Genomic DNA, 20,760 nt, shown 5'->3' on the forward strand with positions numbered 1-20,760 from the left:
CGTTACTATAAGCGTTCCCCCTCCCGCAAGGGAGCTTCACCAAGGAACACCATGACAGCACGATCTTTCCGGCGCACCACGCTGGTCACCCTGATGTCCACCCTGGCCGTCTCCATGGCTCCAACCATGGCGGTCGCCGACGATCTCGCGGGCTACTTCGGATTCGAACCGCTCGAGGTCATCAAGATCGATCCGCGGGCCGGCCCCTTCATCGTGGTGGATCTCAACGGCGACGGCCTGCTCGACATGGTGGCCGTCAACAACCACAAGAGCCGGCTCGACATCCTCTATCAGAAGAAGGGCGCCCTCCCGACCGATGAGCCGCCACCACCACGAGGTCCGAACGAGCTCCCCGATCACTGGCGCTTCCGGCGCGACAGCATCACGGTCAGCCACGAAGTGAGAGGCGTTGTTCCCTACGATTTCGATCACGACGGGCTCATGGACCTGATCTATGTCGGAGTGCCGGGGCACATCGTCTTCATCCGGCAGACGAGGGCGGGCGTCTTCGAAGTGACGCGCCGAATTCCCGTGCGCGGGCTCAATGCGAACCGCGATGCAATCGCCATCGCCGATGTCATGGGCGACGCCAAGCCCGAGCTCATCACGATCGTCAACGGACGCATCTCCATCTGGCCCCTTGATGGCGACAACCTCGGAACGCCGGTCGAGCTCTCGCCCGGCACGGGCAACATCATCGCGGTGCTCATCGATGACTTCGATGGCAACGGCACGAAGGACATCGTCGGCGTGATGCCGGATGACGCCTCGCCAATCCGGGTCTGGTTCACTTCGCGAGATGGCGACAAGACGGTGATCGGCCCGCAGCTTCGATTCGAGAGCGTGCCGCTGCGCGAAGCGGCGGCCGTGCGCCTGCCGACCCGCAATGCGGCGCTGCTCGGGCTCATCGAGCGCCCGAGCAAGAGGACCGTGTTCTACGAGTTTGGCCGGACTCCGATCGATCGCAGTGGCGATCGACAGACCGCCATCCAGACCTGGAGCTGGGAAGACCCGGGCAATCGCCGACGCGACTACGCGGTGGTCGACCTCGACGGCGACGGCTTCCTCGATCTTCTCGCCACCAACACGCAGACGAACTCGATCATGGCGTACCTCCAGCGCGCCGGGCGGGGCTTCGATCGCGCCGTTGCCAATCCCTCATACGCCGATCTCAACGGCGTCGCGGCGTATGCACCGACCGGTGGCCCAGTGCAGGTGTTCGCACTCTCAGAGAAGGAGGGCGTCGCCGGTCGAAGCGTGGTCGAGGACGGTCGCATTCCCTTCCCGCAGGCGCTGCGGCTCCCGTCGGGCGTCACGCCCTCGACCATGGCGCTTCTGCGCGTCGCGGGTTCGACCCGCGTAGGCGTCGTGTGCAAGGATGGCCGCAACTTCACCTTGGAGCTCATTCCTCCCGACGGTTCCGAGGAAGGTCGGCAATCGATTGCGCTCGGACAGCTCTCCCGCGCACCGGAAACGATGATTGCCCTTGAGGCCGGCGATGGTGCCGCGAATGTCCTCTTCTTCACTCCCGATCGACCGTTGACGATGGCGCACTGGGACGGGCAGTCGTGGAAGGTGCTTGAAAGCAAGGACATGGGACAGTTCGGGCTGGTCCAGGCGGCCAGTGGCCTGAACACCGCCGTCTTCGATGTCACCGGCGACGGCCAGCCGGAACTGCTGGTCGCCGATCGCAACTTCATTCGCGCGCTTCGATACGACCCGAAGCCCCCCGCCGGCCAGAGCCCCGGCTGGCAGGTGGTCGAGCAGATGAATGCGCTCGCCCGCGACGCCAAGCTCAACTCGCTCACCATCATGGGCGACCGCGTGGTCGCGGGCGACTCGGACAACGGCAAGCTTCTCTTCTTCGCCCGCGAGAGTGCCTCGGACGCGAGTGGGTCCACGGCCGGATCAGCGCAGGTGTGGCGACAGGTCGATGTCGTCGACATTCCCTCATTCAAGTTCAACCGACTGCACTCCGGTCACTTCTCGGGTGACACGCAGGACAACATCCTGCTCATCGGGGACGATGGATTTGCCGTGGTGCGCCTCGCCGGCGATCGGATGCGCATGCATGAGGTGGCGAGCTATGTGAGCGATGATCCGCGCCGCGTCCATCACGAAATGGTGGTGGGCGATGTCAACGGCGACGGCTTCACCGATGTGGTCCTGCTTGATGCCGGCCAGCAGATGGCCGAGATCCTCACCTTCTCCGAGTCGGAGCGGGTGATGCTGGGCAATCAGTTTGCTGTCTTTGAGAGCCGACTCTTCACAAGCGGAGAACCGCGCGAGTTCGAGCCGAGCATGGGGTGGATCGCCGATGTCACCGGCAACGGCCTCAAGGATCTCATCCTGCTCGCCCACGATCGCCTGCTCCTCTACCCGCAGCAGGCGGAAGCCAAGTCTCCCTGAGCGAACCAATCATCGCCCGCGACCTCCACGAGGGACCGACATGTTCGTGACCACGACCTTCTCTTTCGAGGGCTATCGCATCGCACGGTACTGCGGCATGGTGCGCGGCATCATTGTTCGAGCGCCGACGATTTCGCAGGGCATCATGGGCGGATTGAAGGGCATCGTGGGCGGCAACATCGGTGCCTACACCGACATGTGCGAGCAGGCGCGGCAGCACGCCTTCGATCGCCTGGTCGAGCATGCGCAGCAGCTCGGCGCCAACGCGATCGTCGGCCTCCGCTACGACTCATCCGATGTGGGTGCCTCGACCTCGGCCGTCGAAGTGCTCTGCTACGGCACGGCTGTCGTGATCGAGCCAACCACCACCTGAGTGTGCCTGATCGAGGCGAAGGCCCCGCCGAGCGGTTCGATCACCGTCGACCCGGCGCGATTCGAACGCCGCTGGTGCCCGCTTGACGCGAACCCAACTGACCACGACGCCGTGGCTCAGGCGTAGCTGTGCAGGCCGGTGATCACGAAGTTGATGACGATCCAGTTGAAGAGCATGACCGCGGCACCGATCACCGCGAGAACGGCCGTCCAGAGCCCCTTGTCCTTGGCGTAGAGCCGGACATGGATCAGGATCGCGAAGACGAGGAAGGTGTTGAGCGCGAAGACCTCCTTCGGATCCCATCCCCATGGGCGTCCCCAACTGTGGTCGGCCCAGATCGCACCCATCGCAATACCCGCCCAGAGGAGCACGAAGGAAATCTCCATGAGAAGCATGGTGACTCCATCGAGGACCTCGCCAAGGCGAGCGCCTCGATGCGCCGTGAGCGCGTCACTCCCCGGCACACCCGACATTGCCGCGCCTCCGGACGCCATCGCCAGCATCTCCCCCGCCCCGCCGACGCGCGCAAAGGTCGCGGCACCACCGGTGATCCGGTGGATCATGTACGCGAAGGCGCTCACCGCCGCCATGAAGATCAGCGCGTAGCTGAAGATGATCACATTCGTGTGGATGTAGAGCCACACATCGTGAAGCACCGGCATCATGTTCGAGATGTTCGGGTTGAGCTGCGCGGGCATCAGGGCCACCGCCATCAGCGCGACCATGCTGCCCACTGATGCGCCGAGCGCGAAGTAGCCGCGCATCGGCATGCGCCGGGCGAGGATCTCGAGCACCACGGCTGCACAGGTGCCCATCCATGCCGCTGTCGTGACCGCTTCGAACATGTTCGAGTTTGGCCAGCGACCGGAGATCCACCAGCGAAGTCCCACCGCCGTCGTCTGAAGGAGGAACGCCACCGCGAAGACCACGAGGCCGATACGCAGCGCCGTGGGCCAGCGGTAGACGAGTCCAAGCAGCAGGAAGACGATCGCCCCCATGAAGACGAGCCAGACGCGCGTCATGTTGCCGTTGCGGAAGTACCAGCTCTCCCACCAGAGACGCGCGGTCTCGGGGTAGACCTCGGGATCGGTCATGTGCAGGAGGTCAGCCAGTTGCTGGACGGCCTTGTTGACCGCGTTCGCATCGCCGGAGCCCCATCCCGTCACCAGCGCTCGCCACGCGGCGGCGATCTGCGCCTGGAGTTCGGGGTCAAGTCCGTCGAGCGGCGTGTCGGCGGCCTCGGCGCCCATGCGCCGCGCTCGATTGGCATCGAAGCCATCGGGGCCCGGCAGCAACTGGATCTCGCCGATGGTGCGCCACGGGGCATCGGTGCGCCCGCCACCCGGCGGCAGGATGCGCAGGAGCATCAGCAGCGTGGCGGGGTTCTTCAGGTTCAGCGCGGCCGTGATCTGATCCACCTGCCGTGCCGTTCGAATCAGGTCCCCTTCCAGTTCGCGCATGACATTCGCGAGTTCGCGGCGCCACTGTCGCACCCCGGGCTCCACCAGGAACTGCTCGCTGATCAATCCGGTTCGCTCGAAGACATCCATGCGCTCCGACACGGTCGAGACATCGATCCCGGCGATCGGACGACCGATGACGGCGGCATCACCCGCCGCCGCACGCCACGCCTCGGCGATGCGCGCGCGAACCTCGCGGTTCTTGATGTAGATCACATCGGCGTCGGCATAGGCCTCCGGGCGCAGGAGCATGTCGAGGTAGGTGAAGGCCGTCGACTGGCCCGCGATCGTGCGCGGGCCCGACACCACATTCATGATGGTGTTGGCGAAGCTGCCATAGCTCTTGAGTCGGCCCTCGGAGTGCACGGCAATGGAACCGAGCGGACGAAGATCGACCTGCTCGGCGAAGGAACGCGCCTTCGGAGGAGCGCCCTCGGACGGCGTGTCGGCGAAGGCGGCTCGCATGGGAACGACCATGGCGAGCGCCACGATCGCGGTCGAGGCGAGTGCCTTCGATCCTGACTTCCTCGAGAGTGCTCGCCCGCTTGCGGCAACCTCCGCGTGAACCCGCGCGATGCGGCGCCGCTTGAGAATGGGCTTCACATAGAAGGCGTAGATCATGCCGATGGTCGAGAGCACGACGCCGAAGAGCTGTGTGTACACGCCATGCCTGTTGCCGACGCCGAGCACCGTGTAGTTGAGGCCCTGGCTGGCGCGTTCACCCTGCCGCCGCGCCTCTTCGGGCGGGTCCCACTTGGCCTGGAAGTATGAGAAGCCTCCGTTCTCGACCGGCGCGTTCACGCTGACCTCCGTGGGTGCTCCCCATGAACCGTCAGGCTTCCTGAATCGAAGCACGCTGGTGTAGTCGCGGATCGACCCCGTCTCACCGGTGTAGCCACCGACATGCGAAGTGAGGACGAAGGTGTCGAGAATGATCTCCGTCGGAAGCGGAATGCGCTGCCGACCGAAGATGACCTCGGCGACACGACCATCGGCGAGCCTGATTCGCGTCGGGCGGTACTCATTGCGACGGATGCGCTCCTCGGGGCGATCGAAGACATAGGGATGGAAGGGCAGCCATGTGGGGGCTCCTTCGGGAGCGCGAAGGCGCACTCGGCTGAGCAGTTCTCCCGCATCACGAATGCGCTGAGCCGGATGCACGATGAGCGGGCGCGGCTCGGAGAGCGCTCGCGGCAGGTATCGCGTGACCTCGATCGAGAGACCGGCCCCGAGATCCGTGCGCTCTCCGGCGGAGAGATCGGCCGTCTGGGCCGGCTCACTGCCGATCGCGGTGACACTGCGAAGGCGCTCAGGCTCCGGTCCCGCGACCAGCAGGACGATGGACCGCCCGATTCCCGGCTCATAGAGCACTTCGATCGACGGGTCGGCGAGAGCCGGTGCCCGGTGGGGATCGCTCGCGTCAGTTGGTGCATCGCGCGTCATCTCAGCGCGATCGAAGACCCAGCGCCGTTGCGGGCCACTGGGCGTGCGAAGTTCGACGATGGCGAGGCTCACCGGCGTTCCGGCGATGGGAACATCATCCTCGAGTGCCACCACGCGATAGGAGTAGCCGTTCGAAGGATCGCCGATCGGGGTCATGCCCCGCTGCGGATCGACGAGGGCCACGCCGTCGATCGTCTCCCGAAGATCAATTCCCAATGACGGAATCCGGAAGCGCAGGGCCGGTGGCTGCACGAGGCGCTCGAACTCCTCCTCGCTCGCAACGGTGCGGAAGCGAAGGAGCCCCTGCTCCGCCGTCCGCGCCGAGGGGTCGAAGGCCGCGAGCGTGTAGGTCGAGTTCATGCCGTCGGAGCCGCGCAGCGTGAAGCCGACCGATGGATTGAAAGGCGCACCCGGGCCACCATCGACGAGGCGCGTGCGATCGACCGCGTAGCGAAGGTAGCCGTCGATCTCGAACGCGACATCGGGAAAGGGGTCATTGTCGGCGACTGCAGGCACTCGGATGTCGAGCGGGCGCGAGGGAATCCTGAGTCCATCGGGGACCGTCACATCATCGAATGAGCCAACCCATTCGTTGTAGAGCGGGAGACCGTGAATCGGGCGCATGGTCCACTCGAGCTCCCCCGGCTTGCGGACATAGAGGGCCCACGCCTTCGATATGTCATTGCGCAGGTACACCCACCCCTGGCTCTCATACTCCATGCGGGCGACAATCCTCGGCTCGATGATCGCCTCGCCCGAGAGTCGAACAGCACGCTGAAGAGGCTGGTCGCGATCGGCCGTGAAGACGAGATCCTCGGTGTATTCGGGGTGGCCGTCGATGAGCTGCCGCACGAAGCGCGTGCCATCGGGCCGGGTGATCAGCAGGTTCGCGCTGAAGGCGCGCTGACCGGCATCGCGCCCGGAGAGGAGCTCCCACTGCGGATCGGTCGAGAGCACTTCGATCGCGAAGCCCTCGCGATCGGTGCCGAGCGCGGTGCTGTTGCCGGGCATGGCGAGCACCCGGTTCGAGGCGACCACCTCGCCGTTGCCGTCGACCATCTCCACGACCACCGCCCGACGCACCACGGGCGCTTCGCCCTCGACCTTGGTGACGAAGTAGATGACGCTGCCGACGATCAGGATGACGATCCCGGAGTGGATCATCCAGACCCCGTAGTTGATGGGCTTGAAGGGGATGCGGCGGATCGTGGTGACGATGAGGTTCGCCGTCAGCAGGGCCAGCATCAGGTCGAAGGGCCACCAGTGGAACCACTCGAACTCCGTCATCTCGAAGATGGGCCGCTGCCGGATCTGTTCATGCCGCCATGCCGCCGGATGGAGGATGTTCGGATGGACCGGGTAGATCACCCCGGCCGATCCGATGCTCATGTAGATGAACAGGAGGACGAAGAGCGTGACGCCGAGGCGCACGCTGCTGAAGAGGTCCAGAACCGCTCGGAGAAGTCCGCGCATCGCGGCCAATAGTAGGTCGATGGCGCCCCTCGTGCCATTGGGGAACCCGCTTCACGGCCGCCATTGAGCCGTTGCCCGAAAGCGACCGCAGCGTGTTGCCATATGATGCCCGGTTCATCCGCACCCGATTTCCACGGAGTCACGGCGTCATGATCATTCCTTCTCGTCGTTGCGCAATGGTCGCACTTCTCGCCCCCCTGCTCTGCCTTCCGCTCGCCTGCGGGCAAGGCGGGTCAGAGCAACCCGGCAGTGGCACGACTCCTTCCACGGGACCAGGTGGCGCTGCAAAGGCCGCAGTTCCGGAGCGCGCGTTCGTGGTCATGGAGACGAGCAAGGGGCCCATCATCCTCGAGCTTGATGGCGCGAAGGCCCCCATCTCCGTCGAGAACTTCCTGCGGTACGCGAAGGAGGGCTTCTATGACGGAACCATCTTCCATCGCGTCATGCCGAACTTCATGATTCAGGGAGGTGGCTTCGACAAGGAGGGAGTTCAGAAGGCGACTCACGCGCCCATCCGGAACGAGTGGAAGAACGGCCTGAAGAATGCGCGGGGAACCATCGCGATGGCGCGAACTCAGAACCCCGACTCCGCCACGGCGCAGTTCTTCATCAATGTGGTTGACAACTCCTCCCGATGGGCTGGCAATCAGCCCGGCTACGCCGTCTTCGGAGAGGTGATCGGCGGCATGGAGACGGTCGACGCCATTCGGGTGGTCCCCACCGGACAGCGCTCGCTGACAGCCCGGAGCGGCGAGATGCGACAGATGATCGTGGCGAGTGATGTTCCCGAGACGATCGTTGAGATCATCTCGGTCTCCGAGGTGAGCGAGCAGGAAGCGAAGAAGCGCATCGCCGACCTCAAGGAAGGCCGTACGACTCCGCCAGCCAAGGGTGAACAACCTGCGACTCCCGCCGCACCTGGCGAAGCAGCACCCGGCGGCGCCGGCTCTGGCGGCAGTGGTGGTTCAGGCGCCGGTGGCAGCGGCGGCGCTGGAGGCACCGGTGACGGCGGCAGCGGCTCAGGCGGCTCCCCTGGCAGTGGCGCCGGTGGCAAAGGCGGCAGCGGCGGTGCTTCGCCGTCCGGCGAGTGACGCGCTCGAACGACTGACACCCCTTCGCCTTCACTGGCAACGCCGCGCTCTCGCGGCAGGTGCGCGCGTTCCGCCCGCCTACTCGTCGCCGAAGCGGATTCCCTGCGCGAGCGGCAACGAGCGACTCCAGTTGATCGTGCAGGTCTGGCGTCGCATGTACTGCTTCCAGGAATCGGAACCGCTCTCGCGTCCGCCGCCGGTGTCCTTCTCACCACCGAAGGCGCCGCCGATCTCCGCACCGCTCGTCCCGATGTTCACATTGGCGATGCCGCAGTCGCTGCCCTGGTGAGAGAGGAACCCCTCCGCCGATCGCACACTGTCGGTGAAGATGGCGCTCGAGAGCCCCTGATCGACTCCGTTGTGCAGTTCGATCGCCTCGTCCAGCGACTTCACCGTGAAGACATAGAGGATCGGCGCAAAGGTCTCCTCACGCGTGATCGCGGGCACCTTGCCCTTGGGCACTCGAATGATCGTCGGCTCGACGAAGTGCCCTGGCCGCCCCTTGAAGCGATCGATGCCGGGAAGGCCGCCGCAGAGCACCTCGCACCCCTCCGCCACCGCATGCTCGATCGCGTGGCGCATCTGGGTGACAGACTGCGCGGAGATGAGCGGCCCCATCAGGGTTCCCTCATCCGACGGGTCGCCGATTCGAACCCCGGCGTAAGCGCGAACGAGGCGCGAGACGACCGCGTCAACAATGCCCTCCTGGCAGATGAGCCGACGCGTCGTCGTGCAGCGTTGACCCGCCGTGCCCACTGCGCCGAAGAGAACGGCGCGAGGCACCAGGTCCATGTCGGCGTCGTTCATCACGATGATCGCGTTGTTTCCGCCCAGTTCGAGAAGCACTCGGCCGAGGCGTCCCGCCACCACCTGCCCCACGCGGCGCCCCATCCGGCAGGAGCCGGTGGCGCTGATGAGCGGAAGCCGCCGATCGGCGACGAGCGGCTCGCCGACCTCTGCGTCGCTTCCGATCACGAGCGTCAGCAGGTCACGCGGATCACCGACCTTCGGCCGGAAGATCTCCTGGCTCTTCAGGACGCGATGCGCCACCTTGGTGCAGGCGATCGCCGTGATGGGTGTGAGCAGGCTCGGCTTCCAGATCACCGAGTCGCCGCAGACGAGCGCGATCATCGCATTCCAGGCCCAGACCGCCGCGGGGAAGTTGAACGCCGTGATGACACCGATGGTGCCCAGCGGATGCCACTGTTCGAACATGCGATGCTGCTCGCGCTCACTATGCATTGAGGAGCCGTAGAGCTGCCGAGAGAGCCCGACGGCGAAGTCCGCGATGTCGATGCACTCCTGGACTTCTCCGAGACCCTCGGCGCGGATCTTGCCCGCTTCGAGAGTGACAATCTCGCCAAGCTCGCTCTTCCACTCACGAAACGCTTCGCCCAGCAGCCGCACGACCTCGCCTCGCTTGGGAGCGGGGACCATGCGCCACTGGCGCTGCACCGCTTCAGCCCGGGCAATGGCAGCCTCAAGATCGACCCTCGCGTCGAGGCGGACCGAGGCGATCGGTTGATCCGTGGCGGGGTTCTCGCTCACCACTCGCTCCTTCCCCGAGGAGGGGTCGAAGCGTTCGTGATCATCGATCTTCAGCCGCTGGAGGATGCTCTTGCCCATGGGGCGGCGAGTCTACCGCTGCCCGGGCACGCTTCGATGGCATCGGACGAGGTCATGACGCGCCGTGGCAGGCGCACCCGCTTCAAGCACTTCGGTTGCCCGGCGGACGCCGCCGGTCTACAACATCTCCATGCCGCTTGATCGCAACCAACTGGCCCAGCGCGCCGCGCGCGAACTCCGCGACGGTTTCTATGTCAACCTCGGCATCGGGATCCCCACGCTGGTGGCGAACTTCGTGCCGCCGGGCATGACGGTCTGGCTTCAGAGCGAGAACGGCCTGCTCGGCATGGGGCCCTTTCCGACCGACTCTGAAGTCGACCCCGACATGATCAATGCGGGCAAGCAGACGGTCACCGGAGTGCCGGGCCACTCCTTCTTCTCAAGCGCCGACAGCTTCGCGATGATTCGCGGCGGCCACATCGACCTGGCCATTCTTGGCGCGATGGAGGTCTCCCAGGAGGGCGATCTCGCCAACTGGATGATTCCCGGAAAGATGATCAAGGGCATGGGCGGCGCCATGGATCTCGTCGCCGGCGTGCGTCGCTGCATCGTGGTCATGGAGCACTGCAACAAGAAGGGTGAGAGCAAGATCATCCCGAAGTGCACGCTGCCCCTCACCGGCCTTCGCTGCATCGACATGGTCATCACCGACCTCGGCGTCCTCCAGATGGACCCCGCGAAGCGCCGCTTCCGATTGACCGAGGTGGCGCCGGGCGTGACGGCCGAAGAGGTCAAGGCGAAGACGGCCGCTGAAATCCTGACGGATGTCACTCCCGAAGTGATTCGCTTCGATCAGGCACTCGTCGGCGCCCGCTGACTTGCCAACGATTGCTCGCAGCCCCGTGAAGAGGGCTCGCATGACACAACCACCGTGAATCATCACGGTGGTCGTGTCAGGGCCTGTGTGTTGTCGTCGAGACGCTCTCAGTCGTCCTTGAGGCGGTGGCTCATCCGCGCCTTCAGGCGCTGGATGATGGACGAGTGCATCTGGCTCACGCGGCTCTCAGAGAGATCCAGCGTGGCGCCGATCTCCTTCATGGTCATCTCCTCCTCGTAGTAGAGGATGAGAATGAGCCGCTCGGCGCGGGACAGCCCTCGCGTCAGGAGCGTCCGCAGATCGCCGCGCTGCGCGAGCTGGTTGGGGTTCAACTGGCGAATGTCCTCGATGACATCGATCTCGCGCACATCGCGGCTCGAGTCGGTCTCGAAGAACTTGCGATTCAGACTGACGACGCCGACGGGACGCGAATCCTTGTTCAGCTTCGAGAACTCCTCCGCGGAGACATTCATGCGCTCGGCGACCTCGCCCTCGGTGGGACGACGGCCCGTCTGCATCTCGAACTGCTTGCGGACCCGCTCCACCTTGGCGGTGCGCGAACGCACCAGGCGGGGCACCCAGTCCATGCTGCGAAGCTCATCGACGATCGCACCGCGAACGCGCTGGGCGCAGTAGGTCTCGAACTTCACGCCGCGCTTCGGGTCGAAGGCCTCGATGGCGTCCATCAGACCGAAGAGGCCCGCGGACATGAGGTCGTCGACATCGACTTCGGAGGGCAGCTTGACCCTCATGCGCTCGGCGGTGAACTTGACGATCTCGTAGAAGCGCTCGATGAGCCGGTTGCGAAGCTCGCGTCGCTTCGCCTCCTGCTTCTCCGAGGGCTTGGCCTGGGAGACGCGACGGAACTCCGTCCACAGCGCGTCCGTCTCGGCGTCGCCGTTCGAAGTCTTCGTCACTTGTTCCGTGACCGCGGGCAGCTCGGCGACGGTCTTGCGACCGATGCGGCGTCCCTTGGCTGGCGGCTCGATGACTGCGACTGCCGAGTTGGCAGGCGAGGTGATCGCGCTCGTTGACCCGTCCCTTCGACGCGCCCCTGGTGAAGCCTGCGAAACAGCACCGCCCCTCACTTGACGCGCCTTGCGTGCACTCGTCTTCGGCATATGGTCGCTCCTTGACACTTCACGCGGCCCAACGGTGTGCTCGTCGAGCCAGAATCCCCACAGCAGAGATTCCACCTGACCTGTCGTCGATCCATGACGAACAATTCAGGCGTGGCGGAATATATGGGGCCAAAGTACGACGACGCAAGTGCGCTCTCGACGAATCGCGCGGGATATGCCGGGTCGATGACGGATTGCGGCGCACATCCTGCCTGCTGGTAGGGTTTTCTTAGGGTCGAGGTGCAAACCGTCGACCGCCCCTCCACGCGCCTTCCACGAGCCATCGACGGTTGACTGAAGCGCCCGACCGATCGATCCGCCGTTCATGCACCGAGACAAGTTGTGGACAACGCTGCTTCCGGCCCTCGATCACCCCATGACCAGGCGCCGGAGACGGCCGAGGAAGCCCTGCTGCGAGTCACTCGGTGGCGCTCCATGGCGCCGCGACTGCATCGGATTGGCAATCGGTGAGGGACCGCGCATCTGCTGCGCAAGTCGGAGGATGCTTCGTGCGGCGGGAGAGTTCGGCGACTGCTCGAGCAGCGGAACCCGCGAGCGCACGGCCTGCGGGAGTGACGCGTCATAGGGCAGCCACCCTGCGAGAGGCAGCTCCCGGGCGAGAAAGGCCCGGCTCACGCGGTCGAGCCTGAGCCAGACGCCTCGGGCGTCTTCCTCGTCACGAGCCTGATTCACCACGGTCTGCACCACGCCGGGCTCGACGCGAGGCGCAAGCGTCTTGATCATGCCGTAGGCGTCGGCCATGGACGGCGGCTCCGGGGTCGTCACCACGAGCACGCGGTCTGCCGCCGCGGCAAAGGCGACCGTGTTCAGCCCGAGCCCGGCGCCAGTGTCGACGATGAGCCAGTCGACCGTGTTCGCGATCGACTCGATCTCGCCGAGCAGCCAACCCCGATCACTCGCGTCAAGATCAGCCAGTCGCGCCACCCCGCTTGCCCCGGGAATCAGCGTGAAACGGCCGCGAACCTCGACCGCGCAGTCCAGCACCGGCCGACGAAGCGCAAGGCACTGTTCGATGGTCGCCAGGGGCTGAACACCGCAGAGCACATCGGCATTGGCCAGGCCGAGATCGGCGTCGACCAGGGCCACCCGCTCCCCCTGCTGCGCGAGCGCCATCGCGAGATTCACCGAGAGATTGCTCTTGCCAACCCCACCCTTGCCACTGGTGACCGCGATGGCGGTCGCCCGGGTCCGCGCCATCCGAAGCGGCGGAGTCTTCGTCTCGGGAACGATCGTTGGCGTTCCAATCCCGCCCTCGGCTCCTTCGCGAACCCCCACCATTCGACGCAGGAGCGCCGCCTGATCACTCATGCCGCCACTCCTCCAAGCACAAGCTCCGCCAGGCGATCCGCCCGGGCTGGCTCAATGTCATCGGGAACATGCTGGCCCGTGGTCAGCCAGCTCACCGGCTGCCCGATGCGCGAGAGCGCTCCGAGCAGAACCCCGAAGCCGACAGCCTCGTCAAGCTTCGACACCACGACACGATCGACCCCCACCCCCGCAAAGGCGTGCGCCTGCGCCACCAGCGTCTCATCTCGCCCCGTGGCACTGAGCACAAGGTGCGTCTCATCCGGTTCCGCCGCGCGAACCAGCCGCGCGAGTTCCGAAAGCCGCTCACGGTCCGTGTGTCCGCGCCCCGCGGTGTCGATGAGCACGATGTCTCGATCCGCGAGCGTCTCGCAGGCGGCGCGAACGCCTTCTTCGCCCTTGGCCACATGCAGCGGCAGTCCCACGATGTCCGCATAGGTCCGGAGCTGTTCGACCGCGGCAATGCGGAAGGTGTCCGTGGTCACGAGCCCGACCTTGCGTCCCTCGCTGAGCGCGAAACCTGCCGCGAGCTTGGCAATCGTGGTGGTCTTTCCTGTTCCCGTCGGGCCGACCAGCGAAATCACATGGGGGCGCCCCATGCGACCTTCAACGCCGCGCCTTCTCACGGGCTCGCTTGGCGCAGTCGTCGGCAGCAGGGCCATGACGCGATCTCGGAGCGCCATCCGAACCGTCACAGGATCGAGGCGCTCGGCCGCCGAGAGCTGCGAGTGCGTCTCTTCGATCAGGCGCCGCGCGAGGTCCGCCGCCATCGCGTGCCCGATGAGGGTGGCATAGAAGCCGGCGAGCGGTTCACCAACGAGCGAGGCATCGACTGAGTCGGTCCACGGTGCCGGTGAAGCGAGATACGCCTCGGCGAGTTCGCGATCGTCACCGGTCTCTCTCGCCTGCACCACGCGCTCGACCAAGGCGCGCAGCGCCCGAAGATCGGACGCGAGGATCGAGACTGCGCGGGCCGGGTCGGCCACTTCCGCAGCCAGAAGATCGCCAGGCGCCGTCGCGTGTCGGACTCCAGCGGCGGGCACCAGCAGGAATCGCCGCGCCGAGGGTGCGTTCAGAGCGGACGCCGACTCGCCCTCAGCAAGGTCGTCTGCGGGCAGCGGATGCGAGATGTCGACTCCCGCTTCGATGTCGGGAGCCATGCGACGCCGCGTCTCCACTTCGTTGGCTTCGGCGAGGCGTCGCGCAGCTTCGTCCCGTTCGAGTCGAATCGCCATCGCCTGCGCGAGAAGGCGCGTGCGCTTTCGATCAAGATCGCTCACCACGCCGCTCGTCGCGGCGCCATAGGCGCGCTTCGCCACCGCGCTTCGCAGGTCCGCGTCGGGTGATGCGGCATCACCTCGTCCCTCGGCGGATTCACTCATGCACGGCGCGATGCGATCCGATGGCGAGGGACGATGCGCTGAACCCGCGGCCGCCATCGACTGAAGATCGCTCGCGGGACCGGCCAGCAGTTCATGGACCAGGCGGCGGCGGAAGAAGGGCCCCTCGCGTCGACTTCGCACGGCATGAATGACCGCGTCAGCCCCGAAGTCGCGCTGGGCGGCTTGCATGCATGTGTCGAGTGAGAGTGCCTTGTATCGCTTCAACCTGCTCATGACGCCCTCCATGGCTTCATGCTGCGGTCACGCCCGCCTCAACGATCCGCGACGCATCCAAGGCGTCATGCCGCCTGCGCCGCGTGAGCATCGAGTTGTACCAAGCCGACGGACTCGATGTCGACCCCCTTGGCCAGTTCGTTGTACCCAAGCACCGCGACTCCGGGAATGTGAGGCGAGAGGATCTGCCTTACCGTCGCGCGGACTCCGGGTCCGGTGACCACCACCACCGGTCGGCCAGCGGCGGCCAGCGGTCGAGCCACTTCAGCGACGGCGCGGGCGAGTTTCGCCGCCAGCGCCGGCGGCACGGTGGCGCTCGTCCCGGCGTTGCTTCGCTCGATATGCCCGGCGATCTTCGCCTCGGCGGCGGGGTCGAGCGTGACGCAGTGAAGGCGTTGACGACCCTCGGCGTCGCTGTCGGCAAACTGCTGGCAGATGGAGCGTCGAAGGGCGTGCCGGGCGTACTCGACCAGCACATCGGGGTCCCTCGTGTGGGGAATCCAATCCGCCGTCGATTCGATGATCGCCTCGAGATCGCGGATCGGGACCCGCTCTCGCAGAAGCCCCTGGAGCACCTTCTGGAGTTCAGCGGGCTTGACCACTGCGGGAATGGTCTCTTCGACGAGCTTCGGCGCGCGCGCCTTGAGCGCGGCGAGGAGCGAGGCGACCTCTTCGCGCATGAGGAGTTCATCGGCGTGCTCTCGCACGAGTTCGACGAGATGGGTCGCAACCACTCCCGAGGGCTCAACCACCGTGTAATGCAAGCTCTCCGCGCGACTGCGCAGGTCGGGTTCGATCCAGATCGCCTCGAGACCGAAGGCCGGCTCGCGACCGGGAATGCCGTCGATGGGAGCGCCGGTGACGCCTGAGTCCATCGCCATGAGCCGATCGGGGTGGATGGCACCCTCGCCGATCGCGGCCCCTCGCAGGCGGATGCGATAGGAGTTGGGCGGCAACCTGAGATTGTCGCGAATGCGGACTGGCGGAATCACAAGCCCCAGCTCCCCGGCAAGCTGGCGGCGCACGCCGCCGATCCTGGCGAGAAGATCGCCTCCTCCCGCCGCATCGACGAGGGGCACAAGCCCGTAGCCGATCTCGATCTCGAGGGCGTCAACCGCGCCTTCCCCGCCCGCCGCAGGCTCCGCTGGTGTCGGCGAGGCGCTCGCCTCCTCCTGCGCCCGGCGCTTGCGGGCGAGCGAGCGCCCCGCGAAGTAGGCGATCGCGCCGACCACCGAGCCGCCGATCAGAAGCGGCGTGGTCGGCAGCGGCGTGGCCGCCATCAGGAAGAGGAAGCCGCAGATCATCCAGAGCGCGACGGGCTGGCTCGCGATCTGCGCGGGAATCTCGCCGCCGATCGTTCGGCCGCCACCGGCCCGCGCCACGATCAGGCCCGCGGCGATCGCCACGATGAACGCCGGGATCTGGCTCACCAGTCCATCGCCGATCGCCAGCAGGGTGAAGGTCCGCAGTGCTTCGCCGGGCGACCACCCCTTCTGAAGCGTGGCGATCAGGAGTCCACCGACGACATTGATGACCGTGATGACGATGCCCGCGATGGCGTCGCCGCGCACAAACTTGCTCGCGCCATCCATGGCGCCGTAGAAGTCCGCCTCGCGCATGATCTCATCGCGGCGCTTGCGAGCCTCCTTGTCGTCGATCGATCCGCTGGAAAGCTCGGCATCGATCGCCATCTGCTTGCCGGGCAGTGCGTCGAGCACGAATCTCGCGGCCACTTCGCTCATGCGTGTGGCGCCCTTGGTGATCACGACGAACTGCACGATCACGAGGATGGTGAAGACCACCGCGCCGACCACGGCGTTGCGTCCGGCGACGACATCGGCGAAGGCCTCGATCACATGACCCGCGACGGCGGTGGCGTCGACGGGGGTCTCCGTCTCCATGCCCAGAATCAGCCGCGTACTGGCGACATTGAGCACCAGTCGAAGCAGCGTCGTGCCCAGCAGCAGCGCCGGGAAGACACTGAAGTCGAGCGGGCGCCGCATGGTGATGACCGTGAGAAGCACGATCGACGAGAGGGCGATGTTCCCGCACAGGAGAAGATCCATCGCCCAGGTCGGCATGGGCACGACCAGCACCACGACGAGACCGAGGAACGCCAGCGGAACGAGCAGGTCATTGCGCGCGGCGAGCCATGCGAAACCATTCGCCAGACGGTCGGCCGCACCGGAGCCAGGTGCAGGTGCGCTCATGTCGCCACCTGGCCCTTCAGGCGATGCACGAAGGCGAGGACTTCAGCGACAGCCTTCCAGAGCGTGGGCGGAACCTCACGCCCGATGTCCGCGTCCTTCCAGAGGGCCCGCGCGAGCGAGCGACGCTCGATGATCGGCACGCCGTGCTTCTGCGCGAGCATCCGGATGCGCAGCGCGAGTTCGTCACTGCCCATCGCCGTCACGATCGGCGCTCGATCGCGCCCAGGCCGGTAGGCAAGCGCCACCGAGATGTGTTCGGGATTCGTCACGATCACATCGGAGCGAGGCACCGCGTCGGTCATCCGATGCATGGCGATCTGCCGCGCCATCTGGCGCCGACGAAGACGCATTTCGGGGTCACCTTCGGATTGCCGCAGTTCATCCTTGAGTTCCTCGCGCGTCATGCGGAGCCGGCCGCGCCAGCGATGGTGCTGCCACCACCAGTCGAGCAGGGCGAGGAGCGCGACCACACCGGCGGTAATCGCAGCAACCGTCAGCGCAAGTCGGGCGAGGCGCAGAAAGGCCGCCCCCGATTCGAGCGCCGGCAGGGTGACGATCACCTCCGCCGCCGACCACGCCGCCCAGCCGGCGGCGCCGAGCACCAGCAGCACCTTGGCCGTGTCGAGCACGAACTTGACCACGCTGTCCAAGCCGAAGATGCGCTTGAATCCCTTGATCGGATCGAGGCGCGTGGGATCGGGCGCGACCCGTGACGGCGTCGCTCGAAAGCCGACCTGGGCGAGGCCCGCGAGGAACGCCGCGACCACCGGCACGAGCGCGAGCGGCAGCCCGAGCATGAGCAGCCAGCGAGCGCCGCCGAGGAGCGCCGCTCCCGGTTCCGTTGACGCCACGACGACACTCGCAGGGTCAAGGAGCGATCGAATCATTCGAAGCCCCCCTTCCCACGCGAACGGCACCAGCACCATCGACGCCGCGACCACGGCCACCAGCACCACGGCGCCGGTCGCCTCAGCGCTCCGTGCAACATCACCGCGCTCCCGCGCATCCTGGAGGCGCTTCGCCGTCGGTTCGATCGTGCGCTCGCCGAGATCCTCGCGCATCTAGCGGGCGCCTCCCGTCGCCCAGTCGCGCATCAGCGCGAGGGTCTCATCGATGAAGCCATCCATGGCCATGCGGATCACGCCGATCCCGAGAGCCAGAATGGCGAGGCCCACGCCGACCCGCAGTGCAAATCCGACGCTCAACACATTGATGGCCGGCATGGTCCGGCCCACGAAGCCGAGCGCGATGCTCTCAAGCGCCACCACGGCAAGGATCGGGGCTGCTACCCGAAGTCCGAGTTCGCACGCTGCTCCGAGGAGTCCGACCACCACGCCCCCCGCCGTGGCCACGGTCGCCGTGTTGAGGAGCCCGGGTTCGATCCACGCGAAACTCCCCGCCACGGCGAGAACCATCTGCTCGATGCCGCCCACCGCGATGAAGAGCATCAAGGCGAAGAGATAGAAGAGCTGTTCGAGCGCATCGCCCTCGTCATCCATGGAGGGCAGATAGAAGCGACCGAAGCCGAGGCCGAGTTGCTGACTGCCGAGGAGGCCGCCCAACTGCGCCGCCACCATGGGAAGCGATGCGATCAACCCGATGACAGCACCGATCGCGATCTCACCGGCGAGGATGCCGAGCCCGGGCTCGGGCGCATGGCCCGGCAGCCCCGTGAGCGGGAGCGTCGCGCCGGCGAGCGTCACCACGAGGAAGACCCGCACCTTCCATGGCACCGACGGAGAACCGAGGATCGGCCCGAAGATCGCCACGCCGCCAAGTCGACAGAGGACCAGGATGGCCGGCACGACCCAGGTCTCGAAGAAGAGCTGGATCACACGCCCCCCGCGAACATGCGCACGGCGAAGTCAACGAGCTTCGATCCGAGCCAGCCGAGAAGCACCACCGCAGTGACAACGACAGCGACGATCTTCGGCAGGAAGGCCAGCGTCTGATCCTGCACCTGCGTGACCGCCTGCGCGAGGCTGGTCAGCAGCCCGACGATCAGCGCCGCCGCGAGCAACGGCGCTGCAATCAGGAGCGCGAGCAGCAGGGCGTCGCGAAGAAGATCGACGGTGACGGAGGTCACGGCATGCTCCGATCAGGCGAGAAATCGAACAGCCTCGAGCGCAGGCATCCAGATCGACGGGTCAGGTGACGCGGGAGTGAGCAGGTTGACGACCGATTCGGGCAGCGGCGACGCGAATCCGGAGAGGAGGCTGCCCACCACGAGCGTCCACCCATCGGCCATCACGAAGAGAAGAAGCTTGATGGGCAGGCTCACCAGGATTGGCGGCAGCATCATCATGCCCATCGAAACGAGCAGTCCGCTGATAACGAGATCGATCACCAGGAACGGCAGGTAGATCCTGAACCCAATCAGGAACGCGGTCTTGAGTTCGCTGATGACGAAGGCGGGCACGAGCGCGAGCATGTCGACATCGGCACGCGTGAGCTTCGAAAGATCGCTCGTATCCACGCCTCGGGCGCGGAGCATCATGACGAGCGAGTCCCAGTTCCCCGTGGCGTCGATCTGCGCGAACATGAAGTCCCGCAGGGGCTGCGCCGCCCGAGTCCACGCATCGCGCTGATCGGTGATCTCACCGCGCATGTAGGGGCCGAGCCCTTCATCCCACGCCCTCGCGGCGGTGGGCGCCATCACCACGAAGGTCAGGAGGAGGCTGAGACCGACCATCGTCTGGCTGGGCGGCAGGCTCTGGAGTCCAAGCGCCTGTCGCAGCAGTCCGAGCACCACGACCATCCGCGTGAAGCATGTGCACAGAATGAGAATGGCCGGCGCCAGGCTGAGCACCGTCAGGAGAAGCACGATGTTGAGCGAAGTGCTCAGACCTGAAGGGCCGCCTTCACTGCCCGGCAGCATGCGCGACGCCTCTTCGAGGAGCGCGATGGGCGTCGCGTCGATCGCAAGAATGAGCGATCCGGAGATCATCGCACAGGCGTCCCCCGAACAGGTCCAAGTGAAGTCGAGGCGCTTCGAGCGCGCGGTGTTGAGCTACTCCGTCCAGCGCGCGCCGCAATGGGCTCATGGCGGGTGAGATCCACCATCTCCGCATCAGCGAAGGGATCGAGACTCCGGCTCTTTCGATCGAGAATGCGCGAGAAGAGGTCGCCCCCCTGCTCGCGCGCCCGCGACAGAATCTCGGCGACCTCGTCGGCGTCGGTCACTTCGCTCAGCGTTCGGAGCGTGCGGTCGGCCTGGTGGGCCACGATCACGCGACGCCCGACGCGCATCAGGATCACCTGCTGTCCCCTTGAGAGTGGAAAGCGGGCCACCACCTCGACGACGCCGGCCGGACGAGGTCCACCGGCGCGGGACGAGTTCGTCCAGACGCGGAGCAGCATGATGAGAGCACCGAGCACACCGAGAAGCACGAGCAGGGGCGTCGACTCGAAGAGACGCCACCAGAACGGGCCTTCAGTCGCGCTGACCGCACTCACCTCAGCGCCCGGCGCATTGGAGGTGCCGCCCTCACCCGCCGCAGCGCTTGTGCCGTCGGGGCCGGCCCCATCCTGCACCGCAGTGCTGGCCTTTGGGGCACCAGAGTGGCGCTGTGGCACGATCGGCAGGGCCTCACACGGCGGCGGAACATGGGGCGCCGCGCGTTCGATCGCCACCGGAGTGTTGGCAACCAGCGAGTCGCCGGGCAGCAGCATCGGCGGGCGGAACGCGGTGTCGTCGGCGGCTGCGGCGCGCGCCACCAGCAGCATGGCGACGACGAAAAGCGCCGTGCTGCCGCGCGGCATGGAATTGCGGTCTGATCGAATCGCTTGTCGACC

General features: G+C 66.2%; 15 protein-coding genes. 4 read left to right on the plus strand and 11 right to left on the minus strand.

What is annotated here, in order from left to right; all coding sequences use genetic code 11:
- The first annotated feature begins 51 nt into the window (after positions 1–51).
- Both KF724_10610 and KF724_10615 read left to right on the plus strand, forming a co-directional pair.
- Entirely contained in the window at positions 52–2,409 is a 2,358-nt protein-coding gene (locus KF724_10610) for a VCBS repeat-containing protein (GenBank protein ID MBX3356131.1), read from the plus strand.
- Between the two features lie 40 nt (positions 2,410–2,449).
- Positions 2,450–2,782 carry a YbjQ family protein gene (locus tag KF724_10615; GenBank protein MBX3356132.1) on the plus strand — a complete coding sequence of 111 codons (333 nt, stop codon included), beginning with the start codon at positions 2,450–2,452 and terminating at the stop codon, positions 2,780–2,782.
- A 116-nt stretch (positions 2,783–2,898) separates the two neighbouring features.
- Here KF724_10615 and ccsA read toward each other — a convergent pair whose 3' ends face one another.
- A complete protein-coding gene (gene ccsA / locus KF724_10620; protein ID MBX3356133.1) occupies positions 2,899–7,158 on the minus strand; it encodes a cytochrome c biogenesis protein CcsA in 4,260 nt (1,419 codons plus the stop codon).
- A gap of 320 nt (positions 7,159–7,478) precedes the next feature.
- Here ccsA and KF724_10625 point away from each other — a divergent pair, with 320 nt between their 5' ends.
- Positions 7,479–8,249, plus strand: a complete 771-nt coding sequence (locus tag KF724_10625) for a peptidylprolyl isomerase (protein MBX3356134.1) — start codon at positions 7,479–7,481, stop codon at positions 8,247–8,249.
- Between the two features lie 78 nt (positions 8,250–8,327).
- Here the strand turns inward: KF724_10625 and KF724_10630 are convergent, their stop codons facing one another.
- Entirely contained in the window at positions 8,328–9,875 is a 1,548-nt protein-coding gene (locus KF724_10630; GenBank protein MBX3356135.1) for an aldehyde dehydrogenase family protein, read from the minus strand.
- A gap of 130 nt (positions 9,876–10,005) precedes the next feature.
- On the opposite strand from KF724_10630, the gene KF724_10635 reads away from it, so the two are divergent.
- Complete coding sequence (locus KF724_10635; protein ID MBX3356136.1) at positions 10,006–10,692, plus strand: CoA transferase subunit B; 687 nt, start codon at positions 10,006–10,008, stop codon at positions 10,690–10,692.
- A 107-nt stretch (positions 10,693–10,799) separates the two neighbouring features.
- On the opposite strand, the gene KF724_10640 is transcribed toward KF724_10635, so the two are convergent.
- The 9 genes from KF724_10640 to KF724_10680 all read right to left on the minus strand — a co-directional run bounded on the left by KF724_10640 (position 10,800) and on the right by KF724_10680 (position 20,727).
- Positions 10,800–11,813, minus strand: coding sequence for a FliA/WhiG family RNA polymerase sigma factor (locus tag KF724_10640; protein MBX3356137.1), 1,014 nt, complete (start codon positions 11,811–11,813; stop codon positions 10,800–10,802).
- A 369-nt stretch (positions 11,814–12,182) separates the two neighbouring features.
- Complete coding sequence (locus KF724_10645) at positions 12,183–13,142, minus strand: MinD/ParA family protein (protein MBX3356138.1); 960 nt, start codon at positions 13,140–13,142, stop codon at positions 12,183–12,185.
- Complete coding sequence (locus KF724_10650; protein ID MBX3356139.1) at positions 13,139–14,755, minus strand: hypothetical protein; 1,617 nt, start codon at positions 14,753–14,755, stop codon at positions 13,139–13,141. Before KF724_10650 ends, KF724_10645 begins: the two co-directional genes overlap by 4 nt.
- 65 nt (positions 14,756–14,820) lie before the next feature.
- The gene (locus tag KF724_10655) at positions 14,821–16,965 is read right to left on the minus strand and encodes an FHIPEP family type III secretion protein (GenBank protein ID MBX3356140.1); all 2,145 of its coding nucleotides are present in this window, start codon (positions 16,963–16,965) and stop codon (positions 14,821–14,823) included.
- The gene (locus KF724_10660) at positions 16,962–18,026 is read right to left on the minus strand and encodes an EscU/YscU/HrcU family type III secretion system export apparatus switch protein (protein ID MBX3356141.1); all 1,065 of its coding nucleotides are present in this window, start codon (positions 18,024–18,026) and stop codon (positions 16,962–16,964) included. The genes KF724_10655 and KF724_10660 overlap by 4 nt, the downstream gene beginning before the upstream one ends.
- A complete protein-coding gene (locus KF724_10665) occupies positions 18,027–18,800 on the minus strand; it encodes a flagellar biosynthetic protein FliR (protein ID MBX3356142.1) in 774 nt (257 codons plus the stop codon).
- The gene (fliQ, locus tag KF724_10670; GenBank protein MBX3356143.1) at positions 18,797–19,051 is read right to left on the minus strand and encodes a flagellar type III secretion system protein FliQ; all 255 of its coding nucleotides are present in this window, start codon (positions 19,049–19,051) and stop codon (positions 18,797–18,799) included. The genes KF724_10665 and fliQ overlap by 4 nt, the downstream gene beginning before the upstream one ends.
- Positions 19,052–19,063: 12 nt before the next feature.
- A complete protein-coding gene (gene fliP / locus KF724_10675; GenBank protein MBX3356144.1) occupies positions 19,064–19,912 on the minus strand; it encodes a flagellar type III secretion system pore protein FliP in 849 nt (282 codons plus the stop codon).
- Positions 19,909–20,727 (minus strand): flagellar biosynthetic protein FliO, encoded by an 819-nt coding sequence (locus tag KF724_10680; protein MBX3356145.1) that lies wholly within the window; start codon positions 20,725–20,727, stop codon positions 19,909–19,911. The genes fliP and KF724_10680 overlap by 4 nt, the downstream gene beginning before the upstream one ends.
- Between the last annotated feature and the right edge of the window lie 33 nt (positions 20,728–20,760).

This window comes from Phycisphaeraceae bacterium (assembly GCA_019636735.1).
Taxonomy (GTDB): Bacteria; Planctomycetota; Phycisphaerae; order Phycisphaerales; family SM1A02; genus VGXK01.

Excerpts from the sequence above, each read along its gene's own strand:
- KF724_10645 (MBX3356138.1), bottom strand. The coding sequence starts at position 13,142 with ATGAGTGATCAGGCGGCGCTCCTGCGTCGAATGGTGGGGGTTCGCGAA.
- KF724_10650 (MBX3356139.1), bottom strand. The coding sequence starts at position 14,755 with ATGAGCAGGTTGAAGCGATACAAGGCACTCTCACTCGACACATGCATG.
- KF724_10625 (MBX3356134.1), top strand. The coding sequence starts at position 7,479 with ATGGAGACGAGCAAGGGGCCCATCATCCTCGAGCTTGATGGCGCGAAG.
- KF724_10615 (MBX3356132.1), top strand. The coding sequence starts at position 2,450 with ATGTTCGTGACCACGACCTTCTCTTTCGAGGGCTATCGCATCGCACGG.
- KF724_10680 (MBX3356145.1), bottom strand. The coding sequence starts at position 20,727 with ATGCCGCGCGGCAGCACGGCGCTTTTCGTCGTCGCCATGCTGCTGGTG.
- KF724_10655 (MBX3356140.1), bottom strand. The coding sequence starts at position 16,965 with ATGAGCGCACCTGCACCTGGCTCCGGTGCGGCCGACCGTCTGGCGAAT.
- ccsA (MBX3356133.1), bottom strand. The coding sequence starts at position 7,158 with ATGCGCGGACTTCTCCGAGCGGTTCTGGACCTCTTCAGCAGCGTGCGC.
- KF724_10610 (MBX3356131.1), top strand. The coding sequence starts at position 52 with ATGACAGCACGATCTTTCCGGCGCACCACGCTGGTCACCCTGATGTCC.
- KF724_10630 (MBX3356135.1), bottom strand. The coding sequence starts at position 9,875 with ATGGGCAAGAGCATCCTCCAGCGGCTGAAGATCGATGATCACGAACGC.
- fliP (MBX3356144.1), bottom strand. The coding sequence starts at position 19,912 with ATGATCTCCGGATCGCTCATTCTTGCGATCGACGCGACGCCCATCGCG.
- KF724_10640 (MBX3356137.1), bottom strand. The coding sequence starts at position 11,813 with ATGCCGAAGACGAGTGCACGCAAGGCGCGTCAAGTGAGGGGCGGTGCT.
- KF724_10660 (MBX3356141.1), bottom strand. The coding sequence starts at position 18,026 with ATGCGCGAGGATCTCGGCGAGCGCACGATCGAACCGACGGCGAAGCGC.
- KF724_10635 (MBX3356136.1), top strand. The coding sequence starts at position 10,006 with ATGCCGCTTGATCGCAACCAACTGGCCCAGCGCGCCGCGCGCGAACTC.